The sequence below is a fragment of the Allomuricauda sp. F6463D genome, assembly GCF_023015965.1.
GTDB lineage: Bacteria > Bacteroidota > Bacteroidia > Flavobacteriales > Flavobacteriaceae > Flagellimonas.
In genome coordinates this window covers 1,107,896-1,126,169 of record NZ_JALKAN010000001.1, presented here as the reverse complement: position 1 = coordinate 1,126,169, position 18,274 = coordinate 1,107,896, and the positions used below count along the sequence as shown (strand labels likewise).

Genomic DNA, 18,274 nt, shown 5'->3' with positions numbered 1-18,274 from the left:
AAAACTTGCTTGATATACAAAGGAAACATTTTTAAGTTATAGACTTAATTAGTTTAAAATTATATTCCAAATTAAAAAAGGTCTGGAGGTCTACTATTCCAACAGGAACCTTCACTTTTTTGGAGTGCCCGATACGCTTGTTGGCACTGAACGAACGTTGGTTCTTTGCATAATATGGATGGTTCTCGATTCCCTTCTAGCTAACGCGTATCTGGAGTTCCTTCAAAAAAAACCTTGAGCTTCTTTTTCCATTTGAACTGCTTCAGGAAATCGTCGCTGAATAAGTCTACATTCTTCATAATGTGCAAATATTTAAAATTAGACGAAAAATAGCGGGAGCATGCCCCCGCTATTTTCTATTTACACACTTTATAAGATAGTCTTATACTATCCTAAGATCCAAAGCGCTATTCAATCACAAACGTAAGTGTCAATTTCTTTTTCTGCATCATCTATGGCTTGATTAATTTCGGCTTGATTTACTGTAGGGACACAATCGGCAATATCCCGTAATGCTTCCAAGTAATCATACGCTGTTGATTCAACAGCGGCACAATTTGATGGCGTAGGGTCTTGACTGTAAGCACTTAACGCACTATAATAGGCGTTGAATTCGTTTTCAATCCATTCGTTCCATGTTCCTTCTTGGCAATTAACGCCCGATATGTCATTTTCCGAGTCGTCGCTGCTACAGCTTATCGTGATTAAAAATGCTATTGCCATACAACTGATTTGATAAAATTTCTTACTTGTTAGCTTGCAAATAGTTATATTCATTTATGTTTTTTTAAGATTGTTTTACTTCTGTGATTTTTTTATCTGAATCAATACTATATAAAAAAAGGGGGTACTATTGGTAGAAACTCTCCTGTATTTAGTTGTTTACGGGTCTCGTTATGTTTTAACCCCTCCTTCTTTTTAAAATGGGCCTTGAACGCTGAAGTCAAACTTAGAGACATTGACTTACTTGAGTGCTTGCTCCAAAGCCACATAGATTAAGTACTTGTTATATTTTTTTGATTCTTTTGTTGTTATATCCTAAACTTCACGCCGCCTGCAATGACCAATTGACCGCCATCAATGATTACATATTTCAACTCAGCGAAGGGAGTTATGCTACCTCCTGTATTAAAATTGGCACCTCCACCAAGGTTAAGGCCAAAACGGCCGTCACTAGCAGAATAATCATCTAGGAAACCACCAAATTCACTACCATCATAATCTACTTTAACGCTGGAATAGTTTAAACCGGCTATACCGTAAACATCTACATTGCCATCCGTTATAAAGTAATAGTTGGCGTTGGCATTCACTTCAAACCAATTAATGCTCACACCAGCTTCATCTTTTGGGAAATAATAGATCAGCGCAGGTGAAATGGTAAATTTTTCTGCGATGGGAAACTCTGCGTTGGCTCCTATACCAATGCTTTCAATTTCGGTACCGTAGGCCAATAAACCACCTAATCTGGTTTCTGACTGGGCATTTGCGGTGAAAGAAAAGGTTAGGCATAAAAATGCCGTTGCAATAAATAGATTGATTGTTTTCATAATCTAATTTTACGTGTTAATAGTTAATGTTTAAATTTTTGCGGGGGAGGGATATTATGGTAATCACTTATTGATCATATAGGACTTTCATATTCGTCACTAAATGCTTCATTTTTGTAACCTGAAATGTCAGTTAAATGATCATTGATGCAATTATAATAAAACTTTTTTGGACTACAATGGAAGCACTTTTAAGTTGTAGACTTGATTTTTTTAAAACTAAATGCCATACTAAAAAAAGTCTGGTGGTCTACTATCCCAACAGTAGGCGTCGCAATATGGTAAAGCATAAAAACCGCTATTGATAAGGTTTGATATACATGCCAGTTATAGCGATTTCATTGTAATTCTCTTTTTGTACCCTACCACGCTGTGCCGTACAAATGAGTTATACCGTGCCTGTATTCAAGCAATAATTGGTGCGGCCTGTATGTAGTGCACAACCGTTGAAAAAGTAAATAAAAAAAGAACTGAAAAATAGACTATAGCCAGACCGGTGCTCACAATGCTATCATTTAAAAAATTTCTTCAACCCTTTGATTGTCAAATGCGTCCCAAACAGTTTTTGTTCCACAGGTTGACTCTAGATCCTTACCGAAAATCTGTTCTTTAATCTCAAGACCTATTAATGAACTCTTTTTATTTCTTGTAATTTTTAAGCCTTGCAACTGTTGAGCAAAATCCTAACCGTTTTGCAAATTGTACAGCTTACTCTACTTCGTTGGGTTCTTTATTTTTTGATTTTATTATTGGTTATGAGGATCAACCACACGGCAATATGTATTGAATTCACTTTCGACTTAATGATTCCATATTCCAGTTTAGAAATTATGCAGAGGGACATGGCAAGAAAGAGAATTCACCTCCCATCATGGCAATTAAGTTTTCCACCCCGTCCATTCCGTTGATGGCCTTCTGTGCTTTTCCTCCCATTTTTCCGGCAAAAGTCAAGATAATACTTTTATAGACGTTACAAGCCAGCTCCTTTAGAGCCATGTCCACTTGTCCTTCCAATTTGTCAGCGTTCATTAATATGATGGCTTCTGAGGCAAAGGCATATAATTTCACCAAGGTCAAACTGTACAGAGCTACAATTGGGGCAGCCGATGTTGCGGCACCTGGAATCATCATCATAAGTTGGATTCCTCCCAGTACTTTTTGATATTCTTTGATCACGTTATCCAAGGCTTTTAATTGTTGCCATGTAGAGTAACTTCCCCCTCCGCTGCCATCTGGCAATATTCCACGAAGTTCTCCAGTGTATGGATCCACCTCATAGTAGGATGTAACCTCCATTTCCTTGTCAAAAAAAGATAATTTGTTGTCTTTGAATATTCGGCGAGCAAAGACCTTATCCTTTTCTTTTAAAATACCGTATTGATAATCAGGATCTTTACGGATATTGTACAAACAAACTAAGTTTTGTCCTTGCAATTGTTTTACGGCACTGTTGTCAAATTGTGCTTCTTCCAAAAAGGCAAATTGTGCTGTTTTTTTAATGGTTTCGTATGCGTTATCCCATTTTGTACCGGTCTTGCTTATACTGGTATATTTAGCAGTAGGCAAATAATCGAACGAAACACTTGTTTTGTCTTGGTAGTAGCCCGGTTTCATTTTTAACAAACAGGAACGGAATTGGGTGGGATAGGTCGCCGATTGCTCCGTTACTGGGTTGGCCAACGGTTGCATCATGGTAAGCAATAGGGGAGGGTAGCCCAGTGTACCCTTTTCAAGGGCTTTTACTGCACTCTTCGTATCGTTTTGTTGATACGCCGTATGCCACTCTTCATTGCTGAGCAAGGATTTTAGATACTCTGTTAGCCTAACGGATAGCGTAGGGGCTTCCCGCTCATAAGCCAGCATTCCTCCACCCAGCATCATTTCATGTACGTCGTTAATATATTTTCGGCTGGGAGTAAAACGGTTATTGTCCAGATAATAGTCCCAACCTGCCAACGTACGTTTGATCCTGGTGCTCCTCCAGCTTATTTCCAAATACAAACCTATAATCCGCTCACCCAAATACATCTCATTGGGTTTGGGGAATCGTAGGGTTGTTTCGTCGGATAGGTCTTTTTCTCTAATGGAAACACTTATATGATGTTCTTTTTCTTCTTCAAAGGAATGATAGGTGAACACATAAGGAGGAAAAGACTTCTGCTCTATGATTTTTAGAATTTCTTCCTTTGTTTTTTCCTGATCTTCGGCAGCAATCTCATGGAATTCTATATGCTCCCGAAGTCGTTTATAAAAGGAGTCTTTATTGTACACATTGAGTAAAATAGCTTCAGGGCCATTTTTGTACACATCTGTATATTCGGTATTGAATTTATCATCATTATGGCCATCGGTCGCATAAAGTATCAAGTCGGCGTCACTTTGTTTTGCTTTTAAAAGTGAGGTGTAGATATTGGAAGTGGTTGCCCTGCTTCTAACTTTAGCATTTGGATACATTTCCTTTATCATTTCTTCAAGTGATGCAGCAAATTCTTTTGCTCCTTTTCCCCTGTAATTCACTGGCATGCTCAAAGAGGTATCATAAAGCAATATAATTTTAGGAGAACGTACATTTTGTTCCATCCAACCGGTAATGTTCTTGCCATTATCGGTGATATTGAAATTGGAGGCTGACAATCCTTCCACAACGTCACCTGATTCGTCCTTTGGAAATAGCTCAAGTTTTATTTTTGGAAAAGTCATGGGACTTGCTTTGATTTCCAAGGTGTTTACATTTGTAACATCTCCAGGATTTACGTTTTTATCCTGAACAACAATACCTTGCATAATTTCTTTTCCATCCAAGGTAATCGGCTCGCCCACAAGGGAGCGTTCCTCCATAAAGGAAAGTTCCTTATCAAATTTCTGATAGGCAAAACACGGGGTGAATAAGCTGATATCGGAAACCGACTTCGTGGCTTGGTGGGTGAAATCCATATTCTTCATAAACAGAATCTGCATTGTGCTTCCGATCAAATCACTTAATTTCCATGTTCCGGAAAGAAGTTCTTTTTCTTCCAAATGCTCAACAGCAGTTCTATAGGTCAATGAAATTTTGATATCTTCATCGCGTGCTTCGGAATATTTGGGGGCGGCTTTATACTTTTTATCCTTATTGCTTGGGTGGAATTGGCCAACAGCCACTTCTGTATCAAAAACGTGAGCAAAATGTTCCGTCCCATCCTGAATGTATACTACTGAAGGTACCTGTTTTTGATGAAAGCGAAAGTATGTTGGTGATACTCTTGAAATATTCTGCTCTGTAACCTGCGCCATTAGATTATCTGCCAGACCTATACATTTTTCTTCCAGTTCCGGTACCTCACGGACATCCCCATTGTTATCATTGGCACCCAATAATTTTTTCCATTTTCTGAGTTGTTTATTACTGATGGGTGGTGCAAATTCCATTTGATTGGGACGAAAAACGATGTCTTTTGCCTCTTCTTCGGTAATTTCTGTTTCTTCTAAGACCACTTTTGCCTCAAAACCTGCTTCCGTGAGCATATCCTTAAGGATCTCGGCCTTTTCACGTGGTGTGGCCAACCCACAGCGTAGAGCAACATCGGTCCCATAAATTGATAAATTGTTGGATCGATGTAGAAAATGTCTGGTCTCAGGAATCATCTGTAAATTGTCCCGTACAAATTCAACCATGGCCTCTGGATTTTTGGCAGCGACCAATGTTTTTCTTCTACCGGGCAGGTGATCGGGACTTTGCTCCAATGCAGAGATCATTTCTTTCCATACATCAAATGGTACTGCGAGGTCTTTGTTGTCACATGCCGAAAATAACAATGGAGAAAAGTAAAGTCCTGCGGAACCATGTCCCATCAATTCTATAAATTCCCTTCGGTTTAATTTAATATCCATTAGTCTGTGATTTCAAAAACTTTCAACAGCCCCTTTTCTTTTGTATTGGGCACCTCAGAAATAAATACATACTTGCCCGGCTCTAAGTCCACGGTAAAATAGCCGGTACTCCCCGCGGGCATATCATTTACACCTCCAAGAAATGTTACGCCATTGGGAACAGGAGTGATCAATCCTTCGGGGTGTGACCAATCCATCCATTTTTCCAAGTCCTCGATATTGGCTTGGGTGTCCAATTGTGCGATATTGATGTCGTGCCAAAGAAAATTTTCATGTGGTTTTTGGTCTTTCACAAAGACAGAAAAGGTGTGCTTACCTTTGGTAATGGGTTCATCCCAACTGATACCTTCTTCACCTGAAAGAATTATATTGACACTGGCTTTAGGTGGTTCGTTCCCACTATTTCTGTTTGTTACAATGAGTGGCTTGGCCATACCCATAAGGGTATGAAATTTACCATTTGGCATTTTTACGTAACACTCCATTACATAATAACCAGGGTCTAAATGCAATGCACTTACAGCGGTAAGTTTTGGTGAGATGAGACCTGAACCACCACTGAAAACAATATCAGAATACCAAACAGGGAGTTTGCCAAAAGCTTCAAAACCCTCTTCGGATTTTCCGATGTTGATTAGATTCATTCCTTCTTCAAAAACTGGAGTCACCTCGGTAAGCGTGTTTTTAATGGTTTTACCCTCAGGATACTTGTCCAATAGAAAAAAATGAGCCTCGTTTGACAGGTTATCATAGATAAAAGTGTTCCAACCTGAAGAAATGGTGTCCACCGATTGAAATTCCATGCTACGGGTAGTTATCCTAATTGCATTCTCGGTCACGGCCATTGGGCGTGGCGTTGCTGGAGCTTCTTCAATCGTATTGGTTTGCTTGTTCTTCCCTTTACAATTTGTTATAGCGCATGCCAGAAACAATAGGCACATTGTTTTAAATACTGTTTTCATATGGCTTAACTTATACCCTATATGAACCACATTCTTTCGGGTTGTTACTATTTGTTTTTTATAATTGGGATCAATTACATGATTCGTTGGCCACCTCAACTTCTGCTTCATCTATGGCCTGCTCAATAGCGGCTTTGTTGGCCGTTGGAACGCAATCAACTATATCGCGAAGTCCTTCCAGATAATCATTGGCTGCCGATTTAACGGTCGCACAATTTAAGTTCGAAGGGTCTGCTGCGTATGCATTTACGGCATTATAATAGTTGTTGAGTTCGTTTGCGACCCATTCGGTCCATGTACCTGCTTGGCAATTAAGGCCCGATATGTCATCTTCCGAGTCATCGCTGCTACAGCTTATGGTGATTAAAAATGTAATTGCCAAACAACAGGTTTTAAATAGTTGCTTGCTTGTTGTTCTGTAAATAATTAGATTCATTTTTAGATTTATTTTGTTATACTTCCTTGATTATTTTTGATTAGAACCAATCCAATAAAAAAGAAGGGGAATCTACTAGTAGAAAATCTCCCATATTCAATTGCTAATAGGGCTCTCTACGTTTAACCCCTCCTTCTTTTTAAAATGGGCCTTGAACGCTGAAATCAAACTTGGAGACATTGACTTACTTGGATGCTCGGTCCAAAGCCACTTAGATTAAGTACTTGTTCTATTTTTTTATATTCTAAACTTAACTCCACCGGCAATCACCAATTGACCACCATCAATGATTACATATTTTAATTCGGCGAACGGGGTTATGCTGCCTCCGGTATTAAAATTGGCACCTGCGCCCAGATTAAGACCAAAACGCCCGTCGCTTGCAGAATAATCATCAAGGAAACCACCAAAAGCACTGTCGTCATAATCCACTTTAACACTGGAATAGTTTAAACCAGCTATACCGTAAACATCTACATTGCCATCAGTTAAAAAATAGTAATTGGCATTGGCATTCACTTCAAACCAATTAATGCTCACACCAGCTTCGTCTTTTGGAAAATAATAGATCAGTGCAGGTGAAATGGTCAATTTCTCAGCAATTGGAAATTCTGCATTGGCTCCAATTCCAATGCTTTCAATTTCGGTACCGTATGCAAGAAGTGCACCGAGTTTGGTTTCTGACTGGGCATTTGCGGTAAAAGAAAAGGTTAGACATAGCAATGCCGTTGCAATAATGAGGTTGATTGTTTTCATTTTTTATAGTATTTAATAGTTATTATTATTGTTTGGCCAAGCGTTCCAAATCCAATTCTGTAAGAATCTGTTGTAATTCGTCATGCGCGACCTCATTGGTTTTGATATCCACGGCAAACCTATCGCCATAAAACAGAGATAAGTTGTATGTATCATCTTTCAAATCGGATTCCTTTACTTTAAGTCCATTGATGGTTTTGGTCTTGGTAGTTCCCCAAGAGCCCTTTTCATCATAATTGATTTTACTTGACATACGGTATGGCCCTACACCACTGGCCCCTTTTTCTCCTGCACCGTCTATGACCATGACGCGTATACTTTTGTTTCCTATTTTATAAGTAGCACCACAGGATCCAAGTCCAGGCATAAAGTTTATTTGAGAAGAATTAATGGGCAAATCGAGTAATGTTTTTGGCATCCATGATTCCCATTCATCCTTAGTGAGATGTTCTTTTTCCCGCAACAGCTGGATGTTATCCTTCATTTCAGAGGCTTCTTTTACTGCAGTTTTGGCGTTTTTTACCAGATTGGATGTTTCCTTACTACTGGGATCTTTATCCTTATTGTTGCATGAAATCAGCGGTATTCCTAAAATGAAAATAGATAAGAAGAAATGCCGGAAATATGGTTTTGTAGTGTTCATTGTTGAATTTTTAGGCTGGGTTTACTTATAATACTGCCATTTTTCTATCATCTGTCTTTGTGTTTGTAAAATGGATTAATGCAACCAATCCTCAGTTTAATACCCTGTACAAGGTTTGAGTACATCCATTTCTTTACTAATAGCCATCCCTTCTTTCATAAGAGAAAGTGGATGGAAATATTTTTGTAAATATTCATGAATTTTAAAGTATTCTATCGACGGGTCATCTTTATAATATGGGTCTACAAGAAAGGTATCGTCTATATAAAACTTTATCATCGTTTTTTCAAAATCTGTTGGATCCTCTTTATTAATTATCAATGCAAAATCTTTTTTTATTTGCTTAAACAAGGTTAAGTCGGCATTTCTTGCAGTCCCTGATTTTATATTGTCTATTTCATTGAAAAGCTCCTCGGTACAGAACATAATTGATGTACTGGACATCATTGATGTCAATTGCATGCCATATAAATCATATTTTCTTTTGCAATCGCTAGTACCTTCTGTTTCTTCCTTAAGTGCTTCTAATTCCATAATGTATTTGGCCATTAGGTAAAGGCACTTGCTTGGTGGAGAATAACTATCAAGATTATTTGAAAACTCGCCCCATTTTTTGAACTTGTTAGTAAATGCCTCCTCAAATTTCTGTTGAGCTTCGGTATCTGCGGCTTTTTCAGCTTCATTCTGTGATTGGCCAAAGTAATCTTGTGCTTCGCCAATAATATCCCCAAGGTTAAAATCCTGAGCCTGGGACCCTGTACATAGAAACATTAAAAACAGTGTAAATCCTAGTACCTTTTTCATGTTGTTTTATTTAGTGTTCTAAGAATCTCAAAACCCGCCCATCGTGGCGTATTCCTCCTTTACTATGGACATGTTTTTTTCTATCAGTTCGGTGCATACCATGCTAAAGTTGTCCCGTTTCTTTTTGGCGGATTCGAACTGCATTTCCATAAACATGGTGTTTTCACCAATGGGCAGCACACTGCTGGGCAAGTTATCGGTGTTCGCCATACCGCCCAGATAACCCACCGGTGCCTCATCGGTGATCCACATTTTGGACACCCCATCTTTGGTAGTAATCTGGTAGCCTTTGCAGTCGTATCCCAAAATGGTCTTATTGGCAATGGGTGTTATTTTGGCGTCGTCCATGGTATCTTTGCTCTTTTCCTCCATTTTTTTAATGGCCTTGTCGATGGCCTTATTTCCAGCAGGAATTTTCATGGCGGTCTTTTGCTTGCCATCGTCATTGAACATTACCATTGCTTTATTGCCCAAATCCATTACCGTAATGCTATTGGTGTGTTCATCGTTCAATGTGCTGCCAAAGTATCGCTGGTCAGGTTCAAACCAGTAGATCATCTCGACCTCATCCTTTTGGTTGACTATCTTCATGGTTGCGCGGTAGGAAAACTCATAAACATCGGGAACGTTATCCAATCCACTACCGCCCAGTAAACCGGCCATTTTTTTCTGCATGGCAGATTGTTGAGCTTTTTTCTGTGCTTGGGTCTGCTGTTGCTTTTCTAAGTTTTTTTCAGTTTCGCCAATATTCTTGGTGTTTCCTTTTTTGTTGCTCTTGCCTTGATCACCTTTGGTGATGGAATCAATGGCATTATCCGTCCCTTTTGACACCTCCCTATCGGTACGGTTCAAAATGGTTCGCTCTGCGGCATTTTCGGCCTTTTTGACCAATTTTTTAAAAAACTGTGCTTCTGCAGAAAATGATATTGCAAGGCTGCAAATCAATAATAGTTGAATCTTTCTTTTCATGACAATGCTTTTTTATGATTATATGCTTTACTTAATGTGCCCAAGGAATGTATGTTCCTTCCTTTATAGTTTCATGTTTCTTACCCTCTTTTTTTTTCGATCTCCAAGGTTTGTACAATCTTGTTTTTCAACAGAATGTTGAGTTGGTATTTCCCACTTTTTAGATGGTCTATGCTCATATATATTTTATCGGGTACCGTATCTTTTTTCATGGTAATAGAGAGGGATTATACCGGCTTAATTGAAACTTGATGTAAATATATTTGAAGGTGTAATGAGGTGTTACAACATATGTTTCGGATGATACCACATATGTTTTTTTATTGTGTTAACACCTTGTATTACTTGTATTTGTGCAGATACTCATTAGGTGTGCAACCTTCGGAATCTTTAAAACATTTGTTAAAATAGGATGGTGTGTTGAACCCAACTTGATAGGCGATTTCAGAAATTGTAGTGTCGGAACTGGACAATAGTTCCTTTGCCAAATTAATACGTTGCGTACGAACGAATTCGGTTGTGGACATGCCGGTAATGGCGTGTAGTTTTTTATGTAATTGTGACCGGCTCATAAGCATGAGCTTGGAGAATTTTTCACTGGTAAATTCTGGTGAGGTGATGTGGTGGTCCAGAACCTTTTGAAGCCTTTTTACAAACTCTCCTTCGGTTGAGGTGGGAACCAATCCGGGTTCTACTTTAAATGTTTTTGAATAATGTTTCTGGAGTTGTTTCCTGTTTTCCAAAAGGTTTTCCACCCTCAGTTTTAGAATTTTCGGTTTAAAGGGTTTAGTTACATAAGCGTCGGCTCCTGTTTTAAATCCTGTCAATTGATTTTCTTCGCCCGCTTTGGCAGTCAATAAAACCACTGGAATATGACTTGTAAGTTCATTGCTCTTAATGTCTCTACAGAGCTCTACACCATTTTTCAAGGGCATCATTATGTCGCTTATAATCAAATCCGGTAGTTTGTCCAGAGCTATGTCCCAACCTTCTTCTCCGTTGTTGGCGGTTAGGATGGTATATTGGTCATTGAATATGGAAACTAAGTAAGATTGGATGTCCTTATCGTCTTCTACAATAAGAATGGTGGTGTTTTTTTGATTTCCAAAATTTGTTGTCTCATCGGAAGAAGTATTGATTTTTTGTTTTGTGGCCCTACTTGAAACTGCAGTTTCAAGGGCTGGTGGAGATATGGGCAATGTAAGGGTAAACTGGATTTTATCTTCCCCGATATTATTGGCAATAATACTTCCGTTGGATAATGAAACGAGCTCTCGAACCAGTGCGAGTCCAACTCCGACACCTTCGGAACCTTCGTGATTTTGATGAAAACGCGTGAACAACTTGCTCAAATCATCAATTCCAATATCCTTGGTGTTATTTACAACGGAGAACACGAGACTTCCTTCATTTTTTTCAGCATTCACAAAAACCTCACTGTGCTCTGGGGCATATTTAACCGCATTGGATAAAAGGTTAGAAATGATTTTTTCCACAACATCTCTATCAAACCATGAATTGCTCAGGTCCTTAAAATCATATTTAATTTTAATTTTTTGCTCCTCTGCAAGATAGGAGAATGCTTCCACCAATTGTATTAATAGTCCCTTTAGGTCATCTTGTTCAACGTTGAGTTTTAATTGTCCCGAGTCTATCATGGAAAGGTCAAGCATTTGATCCACGAGTCCCATTAGCCTGTTGGCATTGTTTTTTATAAGTGTTAATTCATTTTGGTCCTTATCGGAGAGGCCCGTTCTGCGCAGTTGATTTTCGATAGGTCCGGAAATCAAAGTAAGTGGGGTTCTAATTTCATGGGAAATGTCGGTATAGAGCTTGGTTTTAAGCTCATCAATTTTTTGAAATCTATTTTTTTCAATTTCGACATAATAAAACTTATGGCCCAAACCCATAGAGAAGACGAGCAGCTCGAGAAAAACGCCCAATTGGGTAATATTAAAACTATAAAAACCAAAAACGTTGTTGGACTCCACACTTCCTGAAAACGCATTTTGAGATCCATAGTAAACTCCTACCATGGAAAACCCTATCAAAAAGATATTCCCCAATAAAATATAATACCGTAGTGGGGATTTGACAACGATAAAAGCCCTGATCACAGCATAGATACCATATACGTGCAATGGCAATAGCACAAGGTTCATATGGCTTTTTACAAAAGTAAAATCCTTACTTATCAAGATATACAGGAACATTAAAACACCGGCCAAATAGGTGAACCCCGCAAACCACTTAAGTTCTTTAGAGAAAGCTGGATTATAACTTTTTATTTCGGCAAATGAATTGACAAATGCAATAAAAACACCTGACAACAAAAACACCATCGGCGCCATAAAATAGTAAGTGGTATTATGGTCCTTGAAAAACAGCCCCAATTGGAGTTCTAGGTTGATTCTTAGAAAAAAATAGGAGGCAAAAATTAAAATATAGATGCCATACAAGAGATAGTCTTGTTTTCTTAACCTAAAATAGAGCAGGAGCATAAATACACCTATGGCAATAAAACACCCTTGAAAAGTAAACGTTGAAAACACAGCTATGGCCATATTGGTAAAGTGCCATGGTTGTTCTATTTCAAAGTCATAGGTTGCTGGCCGTTCTCCCCAAATACCGTCATAATTACTGGATAGAACTTGAAAAGTATAGCGGCCAGGAGACAAATTTGTATACCGTACCTCATTGTCATTTCCAGCAGGTACCCAATCATCGTCATAACCCATTAGCCTATACTTATATTGGTTTAGATTGGGTTGCGAAAACTGTAGGGAAGAATAGGTGAAGGTTATTGTGTTTTGTGTGTGCTTTAAGGGAACCTTATCGGCTATGTCACGGGTTGCATTGAACACCCTTATGTTGGTAATTACCGTTTTAGGCTTAGATGGATTGGTTTGTAACTGTTCTGGTCGAAACCAGTTGAGACCTTCCAGACCACCAAAATAGAGTGTTCCGTCATCAGCCCTAAAGTAAGCTCCCGTATTGAACTCATAAGATTGCAGACCATCGTAGTTCTCATAGTTTTCAATAATCGGCTGATTCTCTTTTAAGAAAAACTTGGTGATTCCCCGATTGGAACTTAACCACAAGTCTCCTTCTTTGTCTGGTAAAATGCCATAGATTACATTGTTCGGAAGCCCGTCCTCAGTGGTAAAATGCAAAACTTTTGTGCTTGTTGGGTCAAAAGATTTTAATCCATTGCCATTGGTTCCAATCCAAAGCTTCTTTTCGTCTTGGTACAGTGATTTGATTTTATCGGGAATCTCATCGATTTTTATTATTTCCCGGGTGTCTAGATTTAATAAAAAGAGACCATCTTGTTCTGTCCCGATCCAAAAACTACGGTCTTTAAAACGTTCTATGGTCCTTATATTGTTGGAGGTTAGTACAGAATTTCTTGTGTGATATTCAGCAACAACCCCTGTATGCTTATCAAAAAGAATTAATCCATTGTTTCGGGTACATAACCAAAGTTGATCGTTCGGAGCCTCATGAATTTTCCAAATGGTATGACCTGCAAGCGCTTCAACCGTTTGAATAGGTGTGTTTTGATTTAATTTTTGGAGCCCATGTTCTTGATGGCCTACCCACAAGACCTCGCCATCGTGGTATAACGACATTATTCTGTCACCTGCTAAATTTGATTCGCCAACTTGTTTGGTTAAAGATTTTTGAGTCTCTAAATTTATTTTTGTCAATCCTTTTCCAGAGGTTCCCAGCCAAAGATCATTATTGTCTACAGCAATGGCTCTGATAACATCTACATGGATATCATCAGGGACTATATTGTTGGTAAGACTATTAAACTTGTACAAATACTCATCATAATAACTTAAACCAGCTCCATCCGTGCCGAGCCATACGGTTCCAGAAAAATCTTGAAATAGAAATAAGATATCTTGATAATGAAGTGCATTGGGATTGTTCTTATTGGCAACAAAGTGCCTAATATCCTTATTGGAGAAATCAATGATGTATAATCCTTGACCATAAGTTGCAACCCATAACCGTTCATATTTATCTACCAAAAGATCTTGAATAACCAGATTTGAAGGAAATTCTTTTTTTTCGAAACCTTTGAATTGTTCAAAACGTTCAGATTGTCCTGATTTTATAAAAAGCCCTTTTTGATAACTCCCTACATAAATATCTTCTCTGTTCTTGGCAAATGAACTAAAGTTTGTGTTCGGTATATTAAGGACGGTGTCCAAGTTGTGTTTCCTTTCTTCCAGTTTATACACCCCTTCGGTACCCGCAATCCAAATGCGGTCCTCATGCTCTATTAGATCATATATATCCAAGGCGTTTGCTGTTTCGTCCAACACCTGGATTGTGTCTTGGTTTTCAGTTTTAATTTTAAACAGCCCTTGCCCATATGTACCAATAAAAATGTTCCGTTTTGTGTCCTCATAAACAAGACTGGCACTATCTATGGATTGAATCCTTTGAAATTTCTCTTGCGGCCTGTCATAGTACTTCAGTGTACCTGGGTTGGTGATGGCCCATAGTGTGTTTCTGGAGTCAATGAATACCTTGCCGAGTTTACTATAGGAAGGTCGGGTAACATCTTCGAATTGCTCTTTGTAAATGGTAAACTTCCTTCCATCGTATTTATTCAACCCATCCTGTGTGGCGAACCAAAGAAAGCCAGTGCTATCTTGGGCTATGCTGACAACACTATTTTGCGAAAGACCATCATTAACGGTAAGATTGTTAAAAGAAAATCGATTGTGTGCCTCTTTTGAAATTTGGGAAAAACCGAATATGCAATTCCCAAAAACAAAAATCAGAAGCAGTATTGCGTGAGGTTTTAAATAGGCGAATATTTTATGGCTACTGATTACTGGCAACAATCTTAATTTAATGTTTTGATCTTAGAATTTACAAGATAGCCCTTTTCTTGATTTTTATTTTGCATTTCCAACTTTCAATATCTTAACACTTTACGAGTGTAAAATGATTGCAGGTGATGAAGAGCCCACATTTTTTCAGTACGTAGTGTTCTTTAAAAAAGCAATATCATGTATAAATTTTGATAAATTCTAATAAGGCATATCACTTTTAGCATCAACCACATTTTTGTAAAAGACATTTTTTTCTATCATGGACCATTTCAAATTGACCAAGTATTTAGTAGATTTGGGATTCAACCAAACTATTCTACTGACCCATGAGCTTAAAGCAACGATCCTTTTATTTTCTATTTACTTTTTTATTGAGTTGTGCAACATTTGCACAGGATTTTGAATCCTTGCAATACCGTACCATAGGACCTTCCAGGGGTGGGCGTGTAACTACTGTGACAGGTACACCGATGCAGCCAGGAACCTTTTATTTTGGAGCTTCAGGAGCTGGTGTGTGGAAAACGGAGGACTACGGAACCACTTGGAACAACGTTTCTGATGGGTTTTTTAACACCCCATCGATTGGAGCTATAGAAATAGCGGCCAATGACCCCAATATCGTATATGTAGGTACAGGTTCCGATGGAATCCGAAGTAACATTATTGAAGGTAAGGGGATGTATAAATCCATTGATGCAGGAAAAACTTGGGAACATATCGGACTGGAAAATGCAGGCCAAATCGGCGCTGTTGAAATAGATCCTACAAATAACAATATAGTTTGGGTGGCAGCTATTGGAAACGCTTTTAAGCCCAATAGCCAACGTGGTATTTTTAAAACTGTTGATGGAGGAAAAACATGGGAAAAAGTATTGTATGTTTCCGATGAAACTGGATTTGCTGACTTAGAACTGTTACCGGGAAATCCAAATACAGTGTACGCGGCCGCTTGGAAGACACGTAGGACGCCATGGACCATTGATTCCGGTGGAAAAAATAGCGAGGGCGGTATCTATAAATCTATAAACGGAGGAAAAGACTGGGAAAAATTGGAAAACGGCTTGCCCAAGGGATTGATCGGTAAAATTGATTTGGCCGTTTCACAAGCAGATTCAAGAATTTTATATGCTGTGATCGAGGCTCCAGATAAAGACAGAGGACTTTATAAATCAGAAGATCAAGGTAAATCGTTTACCCATGTTTCGGATGATATAAGATTGGTGAACAGGCCATTTTATTATACCAATATTGAATTGGACCCTACCAATCCAGATATTGTTTTTTCCAATGCCAATCCATTAATAAAATCCACGGACGGGGGGGAAACATGGACACATATGAGTGTTCCCCATGTTGATAACCATGATATATGGCTTAATCCAAACAATCCAGATTTATTGATTCAGTGTAATGACGGGGGAGCCAATGTTTCCCATAACGGAGGAAAGACATGGTCCACCCAATATAACCAGCCAACTGCGGAAATCTATCAGGTTGCAGTGGACGATCAATATCCTTATTGGGTATATGGAGCACAGCAAGATAATACCACATTGGCTATTCCAAGTAGGGCGCCAAAGGCCACAACAACACCCAATGAAAGTATTATGATGAATGTTGGTGGCTGTGAGACAGGACCAGTAATCCCAATGCCGGGCAACCATTACATCGTATACAATAACTGTAAAGGCCGTTTTAGCGTTTATAGCAAAAAAACAGGGTTGAGCAGGGAATATTCCATAGGTGCATCCAACATCTATGGGCACAATCCAAAGGATTTAAAATATAGATTTCAGCGGGTGGCACCCATCCATGTTTCCCCATACAACCCAGAAGTGGTGTACATGGGGTCGCAATACCTGCACAGAACAAGTAACGGAGGTAAGAATTGGGATATTATTTCACCAGATCTAACCGCAAACGAGCCAGATAAACAAGTTATATCTGGAAATCCTATTACCCGTGATATTACGGGAGAGGAGTATTACAGCACGCTGTATTCCATTAGAGAATCCAAGATCAGTAACGGGTTGATTTGGACAGGATCAAACGATGGGGTTGTATCGATTACAAAGGATGGCGGAAAAACGTGGAAAAACGTAACGCCGAAAAAATTACCTAAAGGAGGTAGGGTGGAATCCATTGAACCATCACAGTTTGACCCCGCTAAGGCATATATTGCGGTGGATCGCCATTTACTGGGCGACACTACACCGTATTTTTACAAAACAGAGGATTATGGCGAAAGTTGGGTTTTGATCAGTGCTGAATCCAATGGAATCCCATCGGACTATACCGCCAGGGTACTTCGAGAAGATCCTGTTAGGGAAGGCCTTTTATATGCAGGCACCGAGTTTGGTATGTTTATCTCGTTTGATGATGGAAAAACTTGGAAGGAATTCCAACAAAACCTTCCAGTTACACCTATCACAGATATTATTTTGTTTCGAGGCGACTTGATTTTAAGCACTATGGGACGTGGGTTTTGGATATTGGATAAAGTAACAACGCTTCATGATCCGAATATTACCCAACTTAAGGATTCTCCTGTGTTGTTTAAGCCAGACAATACCTTTAGGTATAGAACTCCGCGACGGGGAGGAGGTTTTCCGGATTATCCTTCTGCAAGTGTACTTATAGATTATTATTTGCCATCAGATATAAAAGAGGGGGTTAGCCTTCAGATTATGGATGCGCAAGGCAAGGTGATCGCAACTATTGTAAGCGATTCTACAAAGTTGGAATCCACAACCGAAACAGTGGAGGACATGAACCTTAGCGCGACTTTTGTTTATACAGATGAAAAGCTAGAGACCAAACAGGGGTTGAATCGATTTGAGTGGAATATGCAACAAAAAGGAGCTTGGGCAAAAAATAAGAAAAGGAGATACCAAAATGGTCCAATGGTCTTACCTGGGAAATATACGGCAAAACTGATCGTAGGTAACCAGTCGTTCGAAAAACCTTTTGAAGTTCTTGTGGATCCCAGGCTTAAAGAAGATGGAGTTGTCATTTCCGATATGAGGGAACAACAGGAACTACAGTTTAAAGTAATCGATCTTTTGTCTGAAGCAAGAAAATTTCAGGATAAAGTTGAAAGCACAATAAATGACCTTAAAAAGAACAACGCTAGTGAAGCCGACTTAAAACCTTATAAGGAAGCCTTAAAACAACTCAAGAATGATGAAGGCGCATATCCGGAGGTAGTTATGGTAGCACAGATATCGTATTTATATTATATACTGAGCGGTGCCGATAAACAACTGGGTCAAGAAGAAAAAGATAGTTACCAAGAGCTGTTAACCGAATTTAACACACTTAAGCAAAAGGTTGGGCTTTAATATAATTATGAAGGCCGTCTGGATTAGAAATATTCTTCTGAAAAATATTCAGGGTGATGAAAATCAACATTCTAGACGGCCTTTTAG

12 protein-coding genes are annotated in these 18,274 nt (G+C 38.9%); 1 reads left to right on the top strand and 11 read right to left on the bottom strand.

Annotated elements, in window-relative coordinates; all coding sequences use genetic code 11:
- Positions 1-411: 411 nt before the first annotated feature.
- The 11 genes from MWU56_RS04920 to MWU56_RS04875 all read right to left on the bottom strand — a co-directional run bounded on the left by MWU56_RS04920 (position 412) and on the right by MWU56_RS04875 (position 14,852).
- Positions 412-723: a DUF1320 domain-containing protein gene (locus MWU56_RS04920; protein WP_247042755.1), complete on the bottom strand. Its 312-nt coding sequence runs from the start codon at positions 721-723 to the stop codon at positions 412-414.
- Between the two features lie 308 nt (positions 724-1,031).
- Entirely contained in the window at positions 1,032-1,550 is a 519-nt protein-coding gene (locus MWU56_RS04915; RefSeq protein ID WP_247042753.1) for an outer membrane protein, read from the bottom strand.
- Positions 1,551-2,378: 828 nt separating this feature from the next.
- Positions 2,379-5,420 carry a hypothetical protein gene (locus MWU56_RS04910; protein ID WP_247042751.1) on the bottom strand — a complete coding sequence of 1,014 codons (3,042 nt, stop codon included), beginning with the start codon at positions 5,418-5,420 and terminating at the stop codon, positions 2,379-2,381.
- On the bottom strand, positions 5,420-6,382 hold the full coding sequence (locus MWU56_RS04905; RefSeq protein WP_247042749.1) for a hypothetical protein: 963 nt from the start codon (positions 6,380-6,382) through the stop codon (positions 5,420-5,422). Before MWU56_RS04905 ends, MWU56_RS04910 begins: the two co-directional genes overlap by 1 nt.
- Positions 6,383-6,452: 70 nt before the next feature.
- A complete protein-coding gene (locus tag MWU56_RS04900) occupies positions 6,453-6,818 on the bottom strand; it encodes a hypothetical protein (RefSeq protein ID WP_247042747.1) in 366 nt (121 codons plus the stop codon).
- A 237-nt stretch (positions 6,819-7,055) separates the two neighbouring features.
- Positions 7,056-7,574, bottom strand: a complete 519-nt coding sequence (locus tag MWU56_RS04895) for an outer membrane protein (RefSeq protein ID WP_247042745.1) — start codon at positions 7,572-7,574, stop codon at positions 7,056-7,058.
- A 25-nt stretch (positions 7,575-7,599) separates the two neighbouring features.
- Positions 7,600-8,217 carry a hypothetical protein gene (locus MWU56_RS04890; RefSeq protein ID WP_247042743.1) on the bottom strand — a complete coding sequence of 206 codons (618 nt, stop codon included), beginning with the start codon at positions 8,215-8,217 and terminating at the stop codon, positions 7,600-7,602.
- A 96-nt stretch (positions 8,218-8,313) separates the two neighbouring features.
- On the bottom strand, positions 8,314-9,021 hold the full coding sequence (locus MWU56_RS04885) for a hypothetical protein (protein ID WP_247042741.1): 708 nt from the start codon (positions 9,019-9,021) through the stop codon (positions 8,314-8,316).
- Positions 9,022-9,048: 27 nt separating this feature from the next.
- A complete protein-coding gene (locus tag MWU56_RS04880) occupies positions 9,049-9,990 on the bottom strand; it encodes a DUF4412 domain-containing protein (RefSeq protein ID WP_247042740.1) in 942 nt (313 codons plus the stop codon).
- Positions 9,991-10,070: 80 nt separating this feature from the next.
- Positions 10,071-10,202: a hypothetical protein gene (locus MWU56_RS16525; protein WP_262917777.1), complete on the bottom strand. Its 132-nt coding sequence runs from the start codon at positions 10,200-10,202 to the stop codon at positions 10,071-10,073.
- A 129-nt stretch (positions 10,203-10,331) separates the two neighbouring features.
- Positions 10,332-14,852 (bottom strand): two-component regulator propeller domain-containing protein, encoded by a 4,521-nt coding sequence (locus MWU56_RS04875; RefSeq protein ID WP_247042739.1) that lies wholly within the window; start codon positions 14,850-14,852, stop codon positions 10,332-10,334.
- A gap of 320 nt (positions 14,853-15,172) precedes the next feature.
- Between MWU56_RS04875 and MWU56_RS04870 the strand changes: the two genes are divergently transcribed.
- On the top strand, positions 15,173-18,187 hold the full coding sequence (locus tag MWU56_RS04870) for a WD40/YVTN/BNR-like repeat-containing protein (RefSeq protein ID WP_247042738.1): 3,015 nt from the start codon (positions 15,173-15,175) through the stop codon (positions 18,185-18,187).
- The last annotated feature ends 87 nt before the right edge of the window (positions 18,188-18,274 follow it).